The sequence below is a fragment of the Micromonospora ferruginea genome (assembly GCF_013694245.2).
GTDB lineage: Bacteria > Actinomycetota > Actinomycetes > Mycobacteriales > Micromonosporaceae > Micromonospora > Micromonospora robiginosa.
Genome location: NZ_CP059322.2, coordinates 3,045,001 through 3,059,188, shown reverse-complemented (window position 1 = coordinate 3,059,188; position 14,188 = coordinate 3,045,001). Strand labels below are relative to the sequence as shown.

Below are 14,188 nucleotides of genomic sequence, written 5' to 3'. Positions count from 1 at the left end.
CCCGGGCGTCGGCCTCAGTCGTCGGCCGGCTCCGGCCGGTGGGCGATCAGCACCGGGCAGTGGGCGTGCTGCACCAGGGCCTGGCTGACCGAGCCGAGCAGCAGCCCGGTGAAGCCGCCCCGGCCGCGTGAACCGGCCACCACCAGCGACGCCTCCCCGCTCGCCTCCCGCAGCGCCGTCTCCGGGGAGGCGGCGACCACGGCACGCTCGGTCACCCGCAGGTCGGGGTGCGCCGCCCGGACGTGCGCGGCGGCGGAGCCCAGCAGCTCGGCCGCCTCGGCCCGCTCGGCGGTGGTCGCCTCGGCCGCCACCTCCGGTGCCGGCGCGCCGCGCTCCGGCGCGCGCACGTGCATCAGCACCAGCTCGGCGTCTCGGCGGGCGGCCTCGTCCGCGGCCAGTTCGACCGCGTACGCCGCGGACTCGGAGCCGTCGACGCCGACCACCACCGGGCCGTCGACCGGGATCGGCTGCTCGGCGGGGCGGACGACGAGCACCGGGCAGTGCCCGTGCTGCGCGAGCTGCCCGCCCACCGAACCGAGCAGCAGCCCGGTGAAGCCGCCCACGCCCCGGCTGCCGACCACCACCAGCTCGGCCCGCCGCGACTCCTCGACCAGGGCCGCGCCCGGGCCGCCGGCGACCTGCCGGACCGCCACCCGCAGCCCGGGATGCCGCTCGGCCAGGTCGGCGGCGACCCGTTCGAGCATCTTCTCCGCCTCCTCGGTGGGCGCCGGCACCCCGAGGTCGTACGGGTTGAGCGGGACGCCGTAGCCGAGCGGGTGCAGGTAGCCGTGCACCAGCAGCAGCGGCCGGGATCGGGCCACGGCTGTCGCGGCGGCCTGGTCGGCGGCGGTCAGGCTGGACGGCGATCCGTCCACCCCCGCCACGACGGGTCGGTTCATCGGGTGTCCCCTCCGGTCGGCTCGCCCCATTGTGGCCGCTGCCGTCCCCACCCCGCGCCGCCGCCACGCGTGAGCCCCCGGTTAGCAGGGGCCCCTTCCTATCGCCCAGGCGATAGGAAGGGGCCCCTGCCATCACCGCGGCCCGGGACCATCGGCCCTGCCGCGCCGGCTCGGGACCGGGTGGGATGGAACCACGGCTTCCTGCCGCCGATCCGTGGAGGCGTGATGACCCCGCTGGAGATGCTGCGTGTGCACCCGTTCCTGGCCGGGCTGCCCGACGAGTGGTTGCCCCGGCTCACCGGCTACGCCCGCCCGGTGGCCTGGCACCCCGGGCACCGGCTGTTCCGCGCCGGGCAGCCGGCCGAGCGGTTCTGGCTGGTCCGCGGCGGCCAGGTGGCGCTGGACTTCCCGGTGCCCGGCCGTGGCGACGTGGGCATCGAGACGGTCGGGGCGGGCGGCGTGCTCGGCTGGTCCTGGCTCTTCCCGCCCTACCGCTGGCAGTTCGGGGCGGTGGCCACCCTGCGCAGCACCGCGGTCGAGTTCGACGCGGAGGGGGTACGCCGGCTGATGGAGTCCGACGACACGCTGGGCCGGCTGCTCACCGCCCGGTTCATGAGCGTGGTGGTGGACCGTCTCCAGGCGTCCCGGGTGCGGCTGCTGGACCTGTACGGCTATCCGACGAGCGCGGCGAGCTGACTCACCCGTCGATCGACTCGCTCCGGTGGCGGACGACCAGCTCGTCCACCTCGAGCCGGCCGATGCGCAGCTCGCGGACCGCCGCGCGACGCACCACCAGCCGGCCGATCACCAGCGCGCCCACCGACACCGCGCCGAGCGCGAACGCGCCCACCGCCAGCGCGCCCACGGCGGTGGCGCCGAGCGCCCGCGCCCCGGTGGCCTGCGCCCCGGTCGCGCCCGCGATCCACCCCCGGACGGTCGACACACCCCTCACCCTAACCCCCGAACCGTCCCACCCGACCCCCAGCCAACGGCCGACCCCGGCTCCGCGCACCCCCGCCCGCGTCGATCATGGAGTTGGCGGCACGAATGGAGATCCATATCGCCGTCAACCTCATGATCAACGCGGGTGGGTGGGGTGGGTGGGTGGGTGGGGGTGGGGGGTCAGCGGGGAGGGGTGGGCGCGCAGGAGGCGGGCCCACCAGGGGCGGTGGTCGGGGTGGGGGTCGGTAGGCCGCGCAGGCTCAGCCAGCCGCCGGGACCCATGGTGACCGTGTGCACCGCAGGCGGGCGGCGGCGGGACCACAGCGCCACCGCGGCGGTGAGCGCGGCCACCGCGAACGCGCCGGTCGCGGCCGCGACGAGCTGGTCCGGGTCGGTCACCCGGCGGTAGCGGACCCGGTCGCCGGTCACCACGAACGCGCCCACCGGGCGACCGGCGTGGGCGACCGGCACCAGCGTGGCGCCGGGCAGCTCCAGCACCGGGCCCACCGGCCCGCGCTCCGCCGGGGCCGGGGCCGGCTCGGCGGCCGGCGTCGGGGGCCGGGGCACCGGGGGTACGGTGTTCAGCCCGGTCGGGTTGAAGATGGCGGTCATGGTGCTGCCCTCCTAACGGGAGTCGGACGTGTCGGTGCCGGACTCGACCGCGGCCCGGCCGGCGGCGAGCCGCGCCACCGGCACCCGGTACGGCGAGCAGGAGACGTAGTCGAGTCCGGCGGCGGCGAAGAACGCGATCGAGTCGGGGTCGCCGCCGTGCTCGCCGCACACGCCGACGGTCAGCTCGGGCCGGGTGGCCCGCCCCTCGGCCACGGCGAGCCGGACCAGCCGGCCCACCCCGGTCACGTCGAGGCTCTCGAACGGCGACACCGGGAAGATCCCCCGGGCCAGGTACGCGGGGAAGAACGAGCCCTCCACGTCGTCTCGGGAGAACGCCCAGGTGGTCTGCGTCAGGTCGTTGGTGCCCAGGGAGAAGAACCGCGCCTCGGCGGCGATCTCCCCGGCGGTCAGCGCCGCCCGGGGCGTCTCGATCATGGTGCCGACCGGGATCTCCGGTGCGCCGTCCACCTCGGCCAGCACGCGCCGTGCCTCGTCGGCCACGGCGGCGAGTTCCCGCACGTCGCCGACCAGCGGCACCATGATCTCCGGGCGCGGGTCGCCGCCGCTGCGCACCCGCTGCGCGGCCGCCTCGGCCAGCGCCCGCACCTGCATGGCGAACAGCCCCGGCACCAGCAGTCCGAGCCGTACCCCGCGCAGCCCCAGCATCGGGTTCGCCTCGTGCGTTCGGCGTACCGCGGCCAGCAGCGTGGCGTCGCGGCCCGGGTCCTCGCCGCGCGCCCGCGCGACGGCCACCCGGGCGGTCAGCTCCGCCAGCGGGGGCAGGAACTCGTGCAGCGGCGGGTCGAGCAGCCGCACGGTGACCGGGAGCCCGTCCATGGCGGCGAGCAGCTCGACGAAGTCCGCCCGCTGCAACGGCAGCAGCGCGTCCAGCGCGGCGGCGACCTCGGCCGGCCGGTCGGCCAGGATCAGCCGCTCGACCAGGGCCCGGCGCTCGCCGAGGAACATGTGCTCGGTGCGGCACAGGCCGATGCCGGTGGCGCCGAGCCGGCGGGCCCGGCGGGCGTCGGCCGGGGTGTCCGCGTTGGCCCGCACGCCGAGCCTGCGCACCAGGTCGGCGTGGGCGAGCAGCCGGTGCACGGCGGCGACCAGCGGGTCGGCCTCGGGGCGCAGCTCGCCGGCCAGGTAGCGGGCCACCGGGGACGGTTGCGCCGGCACCTCGCCGAGCCAGATCCGCCCGGAGGTGCCGTCGATCGAGATCAGCTCGCCGGCGCGCACCACCCGGTCGCCGACGGTGAACTCGCCGCGCTCGACGTCGATGCGCAGCGCGTCGGCCCCGCACACGCAGGTCCGGCCCATGCCCCGAGCCACCACGGCGGCGTGCGACGTCTTCCCGCCGCGCGAGGTGAGCACGCCGGCCGCCGCGATCATGCCGGGCAGGTCGTCCGGGTTGGTCTCCGGGCGGACCAGGATCACCGGCCCGTCGGCCGTGGTGGCGGCGGCGGAGTCGAAGACCACCCGGCCCACCGCCGCGCCGGGGGAGGCGCCCACCCCGACGGCGAGCGGCGCGGGCGCGACGGCGGTGTCGAACGCGGGGAACATGAGGTGGGCGAGCTGCGCGCCGGTGACCCGGGTCAGCGCCTCGTCGGCGGTGACCAGACCCTCCTCGGCGAGCTGCGCGGCGATCACGAACGCGGCGGCGGCGGTCCGCTTGCCGACCCGGGTCTGCAACATCCACAGCCGGCCCCGCTCGATGGTGAACTCGACGTCGCACAGGTCGCGGTAGTGCCGCTCCAGCGTCGCCATGATCTGCCGCAGCCGGTGGTAGCTGGCCGGGTCCAGCCGTTCCAGCTCGGTCAGCGGCACCGTGTTGCGGATGCCGGCCACCACGTCCTCGCCCTGCGCGTCGGTCAGGTAGTCGCCGTAGACCCCGGGCGCGCCGGTGGCCGGGTCGCGGGTGAACGCCACCCCGGTCCCGGAGTCCGGGCCGAGGTTGCCGAACACCATCGCCATCACGGTGACCGCCGTGCCCAGGTCGTCCGGGATCCGCTCCTGCCGCCGGTAGACCCGGGCCCGCTCGGAGTGCCAGGAGGAGAAGACCGCGCGGACGGCGAGGAAGAGCTGCTCGTGCGGCGCCTGCGGGAAGTCGTGCCCGACGTGCCGGGCGAAGATCTTCTTGTACGTGTCGACCAGGTCGCGGAGCTGCTCCGCGCTCGGCCCGCCCGGCCCGGCGGTGGCCCGCACCGCGGCCAGCTCGTGTTCGAACTCCTCGGCCGGGACGCCGTGCACGGTGCGGCCGAACATCTGGATCAACCGCCGGTACGAGTCCCAGGCGAACCGCTCGTCGCCGGAGTGGGCGGCCAGCCCGGCCACCGTGGCGTCGTTGAGCCCGATGTCGAGGATCGTCTCCATCATCCCCGGCATCGAGTACCGGCCGCCGGAGCGCACGGCCAGCAGCAGCGGGTCGGCCGGGTCGCCGAGCCACCGGTCCAGCCGCGCCTCGATCTGGCGCAGGTGCGCGTTGATCTCCTCGTAGAGGCCGTCCGGTGGCGCGCCGGTGGCCAGGAAGGCGCGGCACGCGTCGGTGGTCACGGTGAACCCGGGTGGCACCGGCAGCCCGAGCCGGGTCATCTCGGCCAGGTTGGCGCCCTTGCCGCCGAGCAGGTCGGCCCGGCTCCGGTCACCCTCGATGAAGTCGTACACGTACTTCGGCATGGTCCGGCCTCCTCGACTGCGTCGCTCCTCCTCCTTGGTATCGGTGCGGCGGGTCGCGCCGGCAGGGCCGGACGGGACCCGGAACGGGCCGGAGGTCCCGACCGGTGTCGGTGGGTCCGCGTAACCTCCGGGCCGTGACCTCTGAGGTGCAACTCCGTCCGGTGCGCGACGACGACCTGCCCGCGTTCTTCGCCCACGAGCAGGACCCGCAGGCCAACTGGATGGCCGCGTTCGGCCCGAAGGACCCGTCGGACCGGGCCGCGTTCGACGCGCACTGGGCGCGGATCCGCGCCGACGAGCGCATCGTCAACCGCACGATCGTGGCCGGCGGCGAGGTGGTCGGCCACGTGGCGGCGTTCCCGGTCGACGACGAGACCGAGGTCAGCTACTGGATCAACCCGGAGCGCTGGGGGCGCGGCCACGCCACCGCCGGGCTCGCCGCGCTGCTGCGCGAGCTGCCGCAGCGGCCGGTGCGCGCCCGCGCCGCGAAGGACAACGCCGCCTCGCTCGCGGTGCTGCGCAAGTGCGGCTTCGTGGTGGTCGGCGAGGACTCGGGATACGCCCCCGGCCGCGGCGCCGAGGTCGAGGAGTGGGTGCTGGAGCTGCCCGCCGAGGCGGCTGACCAGGGCGACCACTAGTCTCCCCGGGGTGAACTGGCTGGAACTCGTCGGCTGGGCCGGCTCCGCGCTGCTGGTCTGGTCCCTGCTGCAGACGCGCATCCTGCGGCTGCGCGCGCTCAACCTGGTCGGCTGTCTGATCCTGATCGGCTACAACGCCGCCGTGCACGTCTGGCCGATGGTCGGGCTGAACGTGGTGCTCGCCGTGATCAACGTGTGGTATCTGCGCAAGCTGCTGGCCACCCGGCACGACGAGGAGACCTACCAGGTGGTGGAGGTGGGCACCGGCGACGCGTTCCTGGCGCACACGCTGCGGGTGCACGCCGCCGACATCGCCCGGTTCAACCCGGCGTTCCGCTGGGACCCGGCCGCCGCCGACCGGTCGGCGTTCCTGGTGGTGCGCTCCGACGAGGTGGTCGGCGTGATGGTGTCGCACGCCGAGGCCGACGGGGTGGCCCAGATCGACCTGGACTACGTGACGCCGCCGTTCCGCGACTTCACCCCCGGCGAGTTCGTCTACCGGCGCAGCCGGCTCTTCACCGACCGGGGCTTCCGCCGGGTGGTCAGCCCGCCGGGCATGGTCGCCCCCTACTACCACCGGCTCGGGTTCCGCCCGGAGGGCGCGGCGTACGTCCTCGACCTGCCCGACCCGGCCTGACGCCCGGTCAGGCCGGTTCCGCCGCGAGGTCGCGGGGCCGGCCGAACCAGCGGGTGAGCGCCGCGCGCAGCCCGGTCCGGTCCGGTGCCGCCTCGGCCGACGCCCAGGCCAGGTAGCAGTCCGGCCGCAGCAGCAGCGCGGTCGAGGAGGTCCCGGTCAGCCGCCCGTCGACCACGTCCACCCGGTCGTGCCAGGGCGCGCACGCCGCGGCGAGGGTGCCGGTGCCGTCGAGCAGCAGCGGCCGGCCGCTCCGGGTCAGCGCGGCCAGCCGCACCGGCCCGTCGTCGCCGTGCACCACCAGGTCCGGCGCCCAGGTGCCGACCGGCGGTCCGTCCGGTCCCGGGTCGTAGCGGACGTCCGCGCCGGCCATCAGCGCGGCCACGTGCGCGGCGTTCCCCGGCCGGGCGAGCAGTTCGCCGACGAGTTCCCGCAGCGCGGTGACCTCGCTTCCGGGGGCGATCAGGGCGGACTGGGCCTGCGTCGACATGGTGACCCTTCGGGCCGCCGGGCGGCGCTCGGCCTCGTACGTGTCGAGCAGCCCGTCCGGGGCCCGGCCGTGCAGCGTCGCGGCCAGCTTCCAGCCGAGGTTGACCGCGTCCTGCAGCCCGAGGTTCAACCCGGGGCCGCCGATCGCGGAGTGCACGTGGGCGGCGTCGCCGAGCAGCAGCACCCGGCCGTCGCGGTAGCGCTCGGCCAGCCGGGTGTTGCCGCCGACCACCCTGCGCAGCACGTGCGGCCCGGCGCCGGCCGGCGGGTCGAGCGGCACCTCGGCGCCGAGCACCCGGGCCACGCTGGCCCGCATCTCGGCGAGCGTCATCGGCGCGTCCGGCTCGGGCCGCTGCGGCCACTCGGTGGTGCTGAGCAGGGGCGGCCGGTCCGGGAAGGGCGCCCAGACGACCAGCCCGCGCTCGGTGCGGGTGTGCCGGAACGGCGGGACGATCCCGTAGCCGGGCGCCGCCAGGCCGCCGGTGGCCGGGTCGATCGCCGCCGCCGGCACCCGCACCTGGGCGGTACGGGAGACGGACCGGTCCGTGGTCACGCCCGGGAAGCCGATCCCGGCGAGCTTGCGTACCGTGCTGCGCCCGCCGTCCGCGCCGACCAGGTAGCGGCAGGTGAGCGTGGTCCGGTCGGCGAACTCGACCTCCACCGCGTCGGCGCGTTGGCGCAGCCCGGTCACCTCGCAGCCGCGGCGTACCGGCACGCCCAGCTCGGCGGCGCGCTCGGCGAGCACCCGCTCGATCTGCCGCTGCGGCACCGGCAGCCCGTGCAGCGGGTTGTCCGTCACCCCGGTCAGGTCCAGCGGCAGCGCACCGAACACGAACGCGGGCGCCGGTCGCGGCGGCGCGGCGTCGCCGGTGAGGCGCTGGTGCAGGCCGCGCCGGTCGAGCATCCGCACCACCTGGCCGACCAGGCCGTTGGCGCGGTTCTCGGTGGTCGGCTCGACCAGTCGGTCGCACACCACCGGCCGGATCCCGGCCAGCGCCAGCTCGGCGGCGAGCATCAGCCCGTTCGGCCCCGCCCCCACCACAAGCACGTCGATCACAGCACACTCCTTGAAGGCGGGGCCCCCGGTTAACGCCTGCGGTAGAGAAGGGGCCCCTTCTCACGGCGGGTCGGGTCAGGCCGGCGGCGGCAGGCCGGCGGCGATCTGGGCCAGCGCCTCGGAGAGCAGCCGGTCGACCGGCTCCGGGCGGTCGGCGCGCAGGAAGTGCCGGGTCGCCGCGCCGGCGGCCACGCCGACCGCGCCGGCCACCAGGTGCGGGTAGAGGTCACGGGCGGGGTCGGTGCCGGTGCGCTCGGCGACCGCCTCGGCCAGCTCGGCCTCGGCGATCGCGCCGGCCCGCAGCATCTCGCCCCGCAGCGCCGGCTCGGCGAGCATCACCCGCAGCCCGGCGGCCCACTCGTCGTGGGCGGCCGGGGGTGACTGCTCGACCTCGGGGCCGGGCGCCCACGCCGAGCGGACCGCCGCCTCGATCGCGGTCCAGAGCGGCTCGCCGGCCGGGCGGGCCCGCAGCGCGTCCGCGACCCGGCGGCTGCGGTCCAGGTGCCGGGCGGCGATCGCCTCGGCCTTGCTGGCGAAGTAGTTGTTGAACGTGCGGGGCGACACTCCCGCGGCGTGGGCGATGTCCTCCACCAGCACGGCGTCGTAGCCCCGGGCCACGGTCAACCGGATGGCCGCCCAGCTCAGCGCCGCCCGGGTCTCGGCCTTCTTGCGCTCCCGAAGTCCGCTCACCCGACCACCGTAGCAAAACTGCGTGACACGCAAAGATGCGGGACGCGCACTTTTTTGCCGGACTCAGTGTGTACACAGGATTCAGGCGCGCGCCCGCGGGGCACAGAGGGGCCACGCCGACCGGACCTGCCGGCCGGCGAGTCGGCCATCCGCCGACCCGGATCGGGTCCGAGGGAGAGAACCGCTCGTGCAGAGCTACTGGAGCCAGCTGGCCCTGGTCGGTGTGCTGGTGATCGTCAACGCGGCGTTCGCCGGAAGCGAGATGGCCCTCGTCTCGCTGCGGGACAGCCAACTGCAACGGCTGGAGCGCAGCAGCCGCGGCGGCCGGACGCTGGCCCGACTGGCCAAGGACCCGAACCGCTTCCTGGCCACCATCCAGATCGGCATCACCCTCGCCGGCTTCCTCGCCTCCGCCGCGGCGGCCGTGTCGCTGGCCCGACCGCTCGTGCCGCTGCTCGGCGTCTTCGGCAACGCCGCCGAGACCGTCGCCATCGTCGCGGTCACCCTGGTGCTCACGTTCGTCACGCTCGTCTTCGGCGAGCTGGCGCCCAAGCGCATCGCGATGCAGTCCGCCGAGCGGTGGGCGCTCGTCGTGGCCCGGCCGCTCGACGTGCTGGCCAGCGTGACCCGGCCGGCGGTCTGGCTGCTCGGCGCCACCAGCGACATGGTGGTCCGCCTCGTCGGCCTCGACCCGAAGCACGAGCCGGACGAGATCGGTCCCGACGAGCTGCGCGACATCGTGGCCGGCAACCACGGCTTCACCAAGGAGCAGCGCACCATCATCGCCGGCGCGGTGGAGATCGCCGACCGGCAGTTGCGCGCCGTCCTCGTACCCCGGTTGCAGGTCTTCACGCTCGACAGCGGCACCACCGCGGACGCCGCGCGGCTCGTCCTCGCGGCGACCGGTCACTCCCGGGCCCCGGTGGTCCGGCACGGCGGCCTGGACGACGCGGTCGGCGTGATCCACCTGCGCGACCTGGTCGGCGTGCCGGACGACCGGCCGGTCGACGAGATCGCCCGGCCGCCCATGCTGCTGCCCGACTCGCTGCCCGTGGTCGACGCGCTGCGCCAGTTCAAGGCCGAGCGGCAGCACATCGCCCTGGTGGTGGACGAGCGCGGCGCGGTCGACGGGATCGTGACGCTGGAGGACATCCTCGAGGAGATCGTCGGCGAGATCTACGACGAGACCGACCGGGACCTGCAGGCGGTCCGCACCGAGGCGGACGGCACGCTGGTGCTGCCCGGCACCTTCCCGGTGCACGACCTCACCGACCTCGGGGTGGAGCTGCCCAACCGGCCGGCCGGCGACTACACCACGGTCGCCGGGCTGGTGCTGATCTGCCTCGGGCACATCCCGACCGTGGCGGGGGAGCAGGTCACCGTCGACGGCTGGGATCTGGCGGTCGCCGGCGTCGACCAGCGCGCCATCACCGAGGTGCACATCCGGCGGCGGCCCCGCCGGGAGCGGGGCGACGACGACGCAGCCGACGCGATCGACGACGCCGACGCGGCGGACACCCCGGAACTCGACGAGGCACGCCGCTGACGACGCCGCGCCGGCCGGCTCACCGCCGGTCGGCCGGCGGGCCGAACGGGAAACCGGGCACCGGCGGCCGGAGCTGCACCGCGTCTGCGGGCACCTGCCGGGTGCTGCGCCCGATCAGCCGGGCGACCGCCCGCAACAGCCACGGGCCGGCCGGATGCAGCTCCGGCCCGATCAACCGGCTGGTCACCCGGGTCCACCAGTGACCGGCCACGATCACGTCGGTGATCCGCAGCCGCTCCGGCGGCCAACCCCCGCGCACCACCACGTCCACCACCCGGCCCAACCGCCGCCCGTGCAGGTCGTACGCGGTGCGCCCGAGCAGCTCACCCGCTCGCACGGTTCGACCCCGGGATCCGCTCGATCAGGTGCCGCCGCAACCACGTCTCCACCGGCGACGGCGGCAGGTCCGCCGCCCGGCACCGCAGCCGCACCGCGCTGTCCACCCGGGCCACCGCCGCCAGCGGTACGCGCAGCGGCGGCACCGGCGGATCGTCGGTGAACCGGTCGGCCACCGCCACCAGCAGCCGCCCGACCCGGCCGCCGATCCGCTGCCCGAGCGCGCCCTGACCGGTGAGCAGCACGTCCACGTACGGGTAGCCCTCGTCGTCCACCGCGAACGCGACGTCGTCGACCCGCCCGACGAGCCGGCCGTCCACGTCGACGATCTGCCGGTCGAGCAACTGCCTGGCGAGCTGGACCCTCATCGCCCCATCCCCGTCACGATCGCCAGTGGGATCGCCGCCACCGAAGCGGCGACGATGAGCAGCAGGAACACCGCGCCGAGCAGGTTCGTCCACCAGCCGTTGACGCGGTCGCCGAGGTAGGTGCGGTCGTTGGCCACCACCAGGATCGGCAAGTAGGTCAGCGGCAGCACCACCGCGCTCAGCACCAGCATGTACTCGGTCAACCGCACCGGGTCCACGGTCGTCATCAGCATCACCACCCCGAGCAGCAACCCGACCAGCAGGACGCTGTGGAACCGGGCCGCCTCGCGCGGGCTGACCCGCTTGCCCCACTGCCAGCCGAAGTACTGCGCCGCCGCGTACGCCGCCGACAGCCCGGTCTCCAGCGCCGCGCCGAACGTCACCGCGAAGAACGCCAGCACCGCGGCGGCCAGCCCGGCGCCGCCCAGCGCGGTCGCCACGGGCCGGGCCACCTCGTCCAGCGAGCCCAGCGAGGCGCCGGACGGGTGGTAGGCCACCGTCGCCACGGCGATCAGCGACAACGCCAGGAACCCGCCGACCGGGAAGCCGATCAGCACGTTCGACCGGGCCCGCGCCAGGTCCGCCGCGCCCCACCGCTCCTCCACCCCGCCGGAGGAGAAGAAGAAGACCTCGTACGGGCTGACCGTCGAGGCGAACAGCGCCACCGCCACGAACCAGTACAGCGGCCAGCCGTGCCCGGCGGAGCTGATCTGCCAGGCGCCCTGCCCGAGCTGCGCCCAGTCGGTCGGCAACGCCACCAGCGCCACCGCGAAGACCAACAGCGCCAACCCGGCCAGCCCGAAGATCCGCTCCATCAGCTCGAAGCGCATCCGCCACAGCACCAACCACACCGCCAACGCGGCCAGCGGCACCCACAGCAGGTGGCTCACGCCGGTGGCCAGGTGCAGCGCCAGCGCCACCCCGCCCAGCTCCGCGGCGAGCGTGACCACCGTGACCAGCCACGACGCGACCAGGTTGAGCAACGCCACCCGGGGGCCGAGCCGCTCCCGGACCAGGTCGAACACCGCCCGGCCGCTCACCGCCGCGATCCGTCCGGCCATGTCGGCGTACGCGCAGATGCCCACCACGCCGACCAGCAGCACCCAGGCGTGGGCCATGCCGAACAGCGCCCCGGCCTGGCTGGCCGCCACCAGGTCGCCGATGTCGACGAACCCGCCGATGGCCGACAGCACGCCCAGGGTGGCGGCGAGGAGCTTCCTCACGTCGGGTCGGGAACGGGTGGTCTCATCGACGCGACGATATCGGCGACAGCGCCCGGTTTCGGGCGAATGGGTCAGCCGGCGGTGAGGTTCTGCAACCGCACCTGCCCGCGGGCCACCAGCCGGGCGTCGCCGTCGGTGATCTCCACCAGCCACAACTGCTGGCTGCGGCCCCGGTGCACCGGGGTGCCGACCGCGGTCAGCTCGCCGTCGCGTACCGCGCGCAGGAAGTCGGTCTGGTTCGACACCCCGACCACGGTGCCCTTGTCACCCAGCCAGATCGCGCCGCCGATGCTAGCCGCCGTCTCCACCACCGAGCAGTAGACCCCGCCGTGCTGGATCCCGTACGGCTGGTGCAGCTCCGGGCGGACCTGCCAGCGGATCACCACCCGGTCGCCGCCGACCTCGTCGAACTTCAGCCCCAACAGGGACACGAAGCCCCCGGTCAGCTCCGGCATCTCCACCGTGGTTCCTCCTCGTGCTCGGCGGCGCCGCCAGCCTAGTCCGCGGCGTCGCCGGCAAACCCGGTACGGCCGCGCACCGGGGATGGGGGAGAATCGGGACCGTGACCGACAGCAACCTCCCGCAGGGGCGGGACTCCCTGACCGAAGACCTGCAGTGGCGGGGCCTGATCCAGGACTCGACCGGCCCCGACGAGCTGCGCGCGCTGCTCGACGGCCCGAGCGCCACGTTCTATGTGGGCTTCGACCCGACCGCCCCCAGCCTGCACGTCGGCAACCTCATGCAGGTCGTCATGGCCCGCCGGCTCCAGCTCGCCGGACACCGGCCGCTCCTGCTGGTCGGCGGCGCCACCGGCCAGATCGGCGACCCCAAGGAGAGCGCCGAACGCACGCTCAACCCGCCGGAGGTCATCGCCGGCTGGGTCCAGCGCATCCGGGACCAGCTCTCGCCGTTCGTCACCTACGCCGGCGACAACGCGGCCCAACTGGTCAACAACCTGGAGTGGACCGGCCAGATGTCGGTCGTGGAGTTCCTCCGCGACGTGGGCAAGCACTTCCCGGTGAACAAGATGCTGGCCCGCGAGGTGGTCAAGGCGCGGCTGGAGAGCGGGATCAGCTACACCGAGTTCAGCTACCAGCTCCTGCAGGCCAACGACTTCTTCGAGCTGCACCGCCGGCACGGCTGCCATCTCCAGTACGGCGGCTCCGACCAGTGGGGCAACATCACCGCCGGGGTGGACTACGTGCGCCGGCGCGGCGCCGGCCCGGTGCAGGCGTTCACCACGCCGCTGGTCACCAAGTCCGACGGCACGAAGTTCGGCAAGAGCGAGACCGGTGCGGTCTGGCTCGACCCGGAGATGACCAGCCCGTACGCGTTCTACCAGTTCTGGCTCAACGCGGACGACCGGGACGTCACCCGCTACCTGCGCTTCTTCAGCTTCCGCACCCGCGAGGAGTTGGAGGAGCTGGAGAAGGCCACGGCCGAGCGCCCGCAGGCGCGGTCTGCCCAGCGGGCCCTGGCCGAGGAACTGACCGCGCTGGTGCACGGCGAACGCGAGATGGCGCAGGCGGTGGCGGCCAGCCAGGCGCTGTTCGGCCGGGGCGCGCTGGACGAGCTGTCCCCGGAGACGCTGCGGGCGGCGCTCGCCGAGGCCGGCCTGGTCGGTCTCGACGAGTTGCCCGACGTCGCCGGTCTGCTCAAGGAGTCCGGCCTGGTGCCGAGCATGAAGGAGGCGCGGCGGGTGATCGCCGAGGGCGGCGCCTACGTCAACAACACGCGCGTCGCCGAGGTGGACGCAACGGTCTCCCGGGACGACCTGCTGCACGGCCGCTACCTCGTGCTGCGCCGGGGCAAGCGGTCATTCGCGGGGGTTGAGCTGCGCGGATAGTCGGCGGTCGACGATGTGACGCGGGACGCGCCCGGTGGATTTGACGATCAAACCACCGGGCGCGTAACTTTTTCTCTGCCAGCGCGGAACGGACGAACAGGGCGAAAGACCTGGGAGGTCGGAGCGCAGGACCTGAGAACGCGGGCGGTGCCCCGGATCGGCCGGAAGGCGGATTTGGCGAGGCGGAACCGACCGGGTAAGGTTATCGGCCGGCAGGGAAACGGACGGGCCAGCG

At 74.8% G+C, this 14,188-nt stretch carries 15 protein-coding genes; 5 read left to right on the top strand and 10 right to left on the bottom strand.

What is annotated here, in order from left to right:
* Positions 1-14 precede the first annotated feature (14 nt).
* Positions 15-899, bottom strand: a complete 885-nt coding sequence (locus tag H1D33_RS12970; protein ID WP_181567824.1) for a universal stress protein — start codon at positions 897-899, stop codon at positions 15-17.
* Between the two features lie 225 nt (positions 900-1,124).
* Between H1D33_RS12970 and H1D33_RS12965 the strand changes: the two genes are divergently transcribed.
* Positions 1,125-1,595 (top strand): cyclic nucleotide-binding domain-containing protein, encoded by a 471-nt coding sequence (locus H1D33_RS12965; RefSeq protein ID WP_181567825.1) that lies wholly within the window; start codon positions 1,125-1,127, stop codon positions 1,593-1,595.
* Position 1,596: 1 nt separating this feature from the next.
* Here H1D33_RS12965 and H1D33_RS12960 read toward each other — a convergent pair whose 3' ends face one another.
* The 3 genes from H1D33_RS12960 to ppdK all read right to left on the bottom strand — a co-directional run bounded on the left by H1D33_RS12960 (position 1,597) and on the right by ppdK (position 5,126).
* Entirely contained in the window at positions 1,597-1,842 is a 246-nt protein-coding gene (locus tag H1D33_RS12960) for a hypothetical protein (protein ID WP_307755404.1), read from the bottom strand.
* 179 nt (positions 1,843-2,021) lie between these two features.
* On the bottom strand, positions 2,022-2,453 hold the full coding sequence (locus H1D33_RS12955; RefSeq protein WP_307755403.1) for a hypothetical protein: 432 nt from the start codon (positions 2,451-2,453) through the stop codon (positions 2,022-2,024).
* A 12-nt stretch (positions 2,454-2,465) separates the two neighbouring features.
* Positions 2,466-5,126: a pyruvate, phosphate dikinase gene (gene ppdK, locus H1D33_RS12950; RefSeq protein ID WP_181567826.1), complete on the bottom strand. Its 2,661-nt coding sequence runs from the start codon at positions 5,124-5,126 to the stop codon at positions 2,466-2,468.
* A 134-nt stretch (positions 5,127-5,260) separates the two neighbouring features.
* Between ppdK and H1D33_RS12945 the strand changes: the two genes are divergently transcribed.
* Together H1D33_RS12945 and H1D33_RS12940 are read left to right on the top strand one after the other, a co-directional pair.
* A complete protein-coding gene (locus H1D33_RS12945; RefSeq protein WP_181567827.1) occupies positions 5,261-5,764 on the top strand; it encodes a GNAT family N-acetyltransferase in 504 nt (167 codons plus the stop codon).
* A 10-nt stretch (positions 5,765-5,774) separates the two neighbouring features.
* On the top strand, positions 5,775-6,401 hold the full coding sequence (locus tag H1D33_RS12940) for a YgjV family protein (RefSeq protein ID WP_181567828.1): 627 nt from the start codon (positions 5,775-5,777) through the stop codon (positions 6,399-6,401).
* A gap of 7 nt (positions 6,402-6,408) precedes the next feature.
* On the opposite strand, the gene H1D33_RS12935 is transcribed toward H1D33_RS12940, so the two are convergent.
* A complete protein-coding gene (locus H1D33_RS12935) occupies positions 6,409-7,944 on the bottom strand; it encodes an FAD-dependent monooxygenase (RefSeq protein ID WP_181567829.1) in 1,536 nt (511 codons plus the stop codon).
* Between the two features lie 75 nt (positions 7,945-8,019).
* On the bottom strand, positions 8,020-8,634 hold the full coding sequence (locus H1D33_RS12930) for a TetR/AcrR family transcriptional regulator (protein ID WP_181567830.1): 615 nt from the start codon (positions 8,632-8,634) through the stop codon (positions 8,020-8,022).
* A gap of 187 nt (positions 8,635-8,821) precedes the next feature.
* Here H1D33_RS12930 and H1D33_RS12925 point away from each other — a divergent pair, with 187 nt between their 5' ends.
* Positions 8,822-10,180, top strand: a complete 1,359-nt coding sequence (locus H1D33_RS12925) for a hemolysin family protein (protein WP_181567831.1) — start codon at positions 8,822-8,824, stop codon at positions 10,178-10,180.
* A gap of 19 nt (positions 10,181-10,199) precedes the next feature.
* Here the strand turns inward: H1D33_RS12925 and H1D33_RS12920 are convergent, their stop codons facing one another.
* The 4 genes from H1D33_RS12920 to H1D33_RS12905 form a co-directional block, all read right to left on the bottom strand.
* Positions 10,200-10,517, bottom strand: a complete 318-nt coding sequence (locus H1D33_RS12920; protein WP_181567832.1) for a PRC-barrel domain containing protein — start codon at positions 10,515-10,517, stop codon at positions 10,200-10,202.
* A complete protein-coding gene (locus tag H1D33_RS12915) occupies positions 10,504-10,884 on the bottom strand; it encodes a hypothetical protein (protein WP_181567833.1) in 381 nt (126 codons plus the stop codon). The genes H1D33_RS12920 and H1D33_RS12915 overlap by 14 nt, the downstream gene beginning before the upstream one ends.
* Entirely contained in the window at positions 10,881-12,107 is a 1,227-nt protein-coding gene (locus tag H1D33_RS12910) for an NRAMP family divalent metal transporter (RefSeq protein WP_181567834.1), read from the bottom strand. The genes H1D33_RS12915 and H1D33_RS12910 overlap by 4 nt, the downstream gene beginning before the upstream one ends.
* A gap of 71 nt (positions 12,108-12,178) precedes the next feature.
* On the bottom strand, positions 12,179-12,562 hold the full coding sequence (locus H1D33_RS12905) for a PaaI family thioesterase (RefSeq protein WP_181572764.1): 384 nt from the start codon (positions 12,560-12,562) through the stop codon (positions 12,179-12,181).
* A gap of 107 nt (positions 12,563-12,669) precedes the next feature.
* Between H1D33_RS12905 and tyrS the strand changes: the two genes are divergently transcribed.
* Positions 12,670-13,953 carry a tyrosine--tRNA ligase gene (tyrS, locus tag H1D33_RS12900; protein WP_181567835.1) on the top strand — a complete coding sequence of 428 codons (1,284 nt, stop codon included), beginning with the start codon at positions 12,670-12,672 and terminating at the stop codon, positions 13,951-13,953.
* Positions 13,954-14,188: the final 235 nt, after the last annotated feature.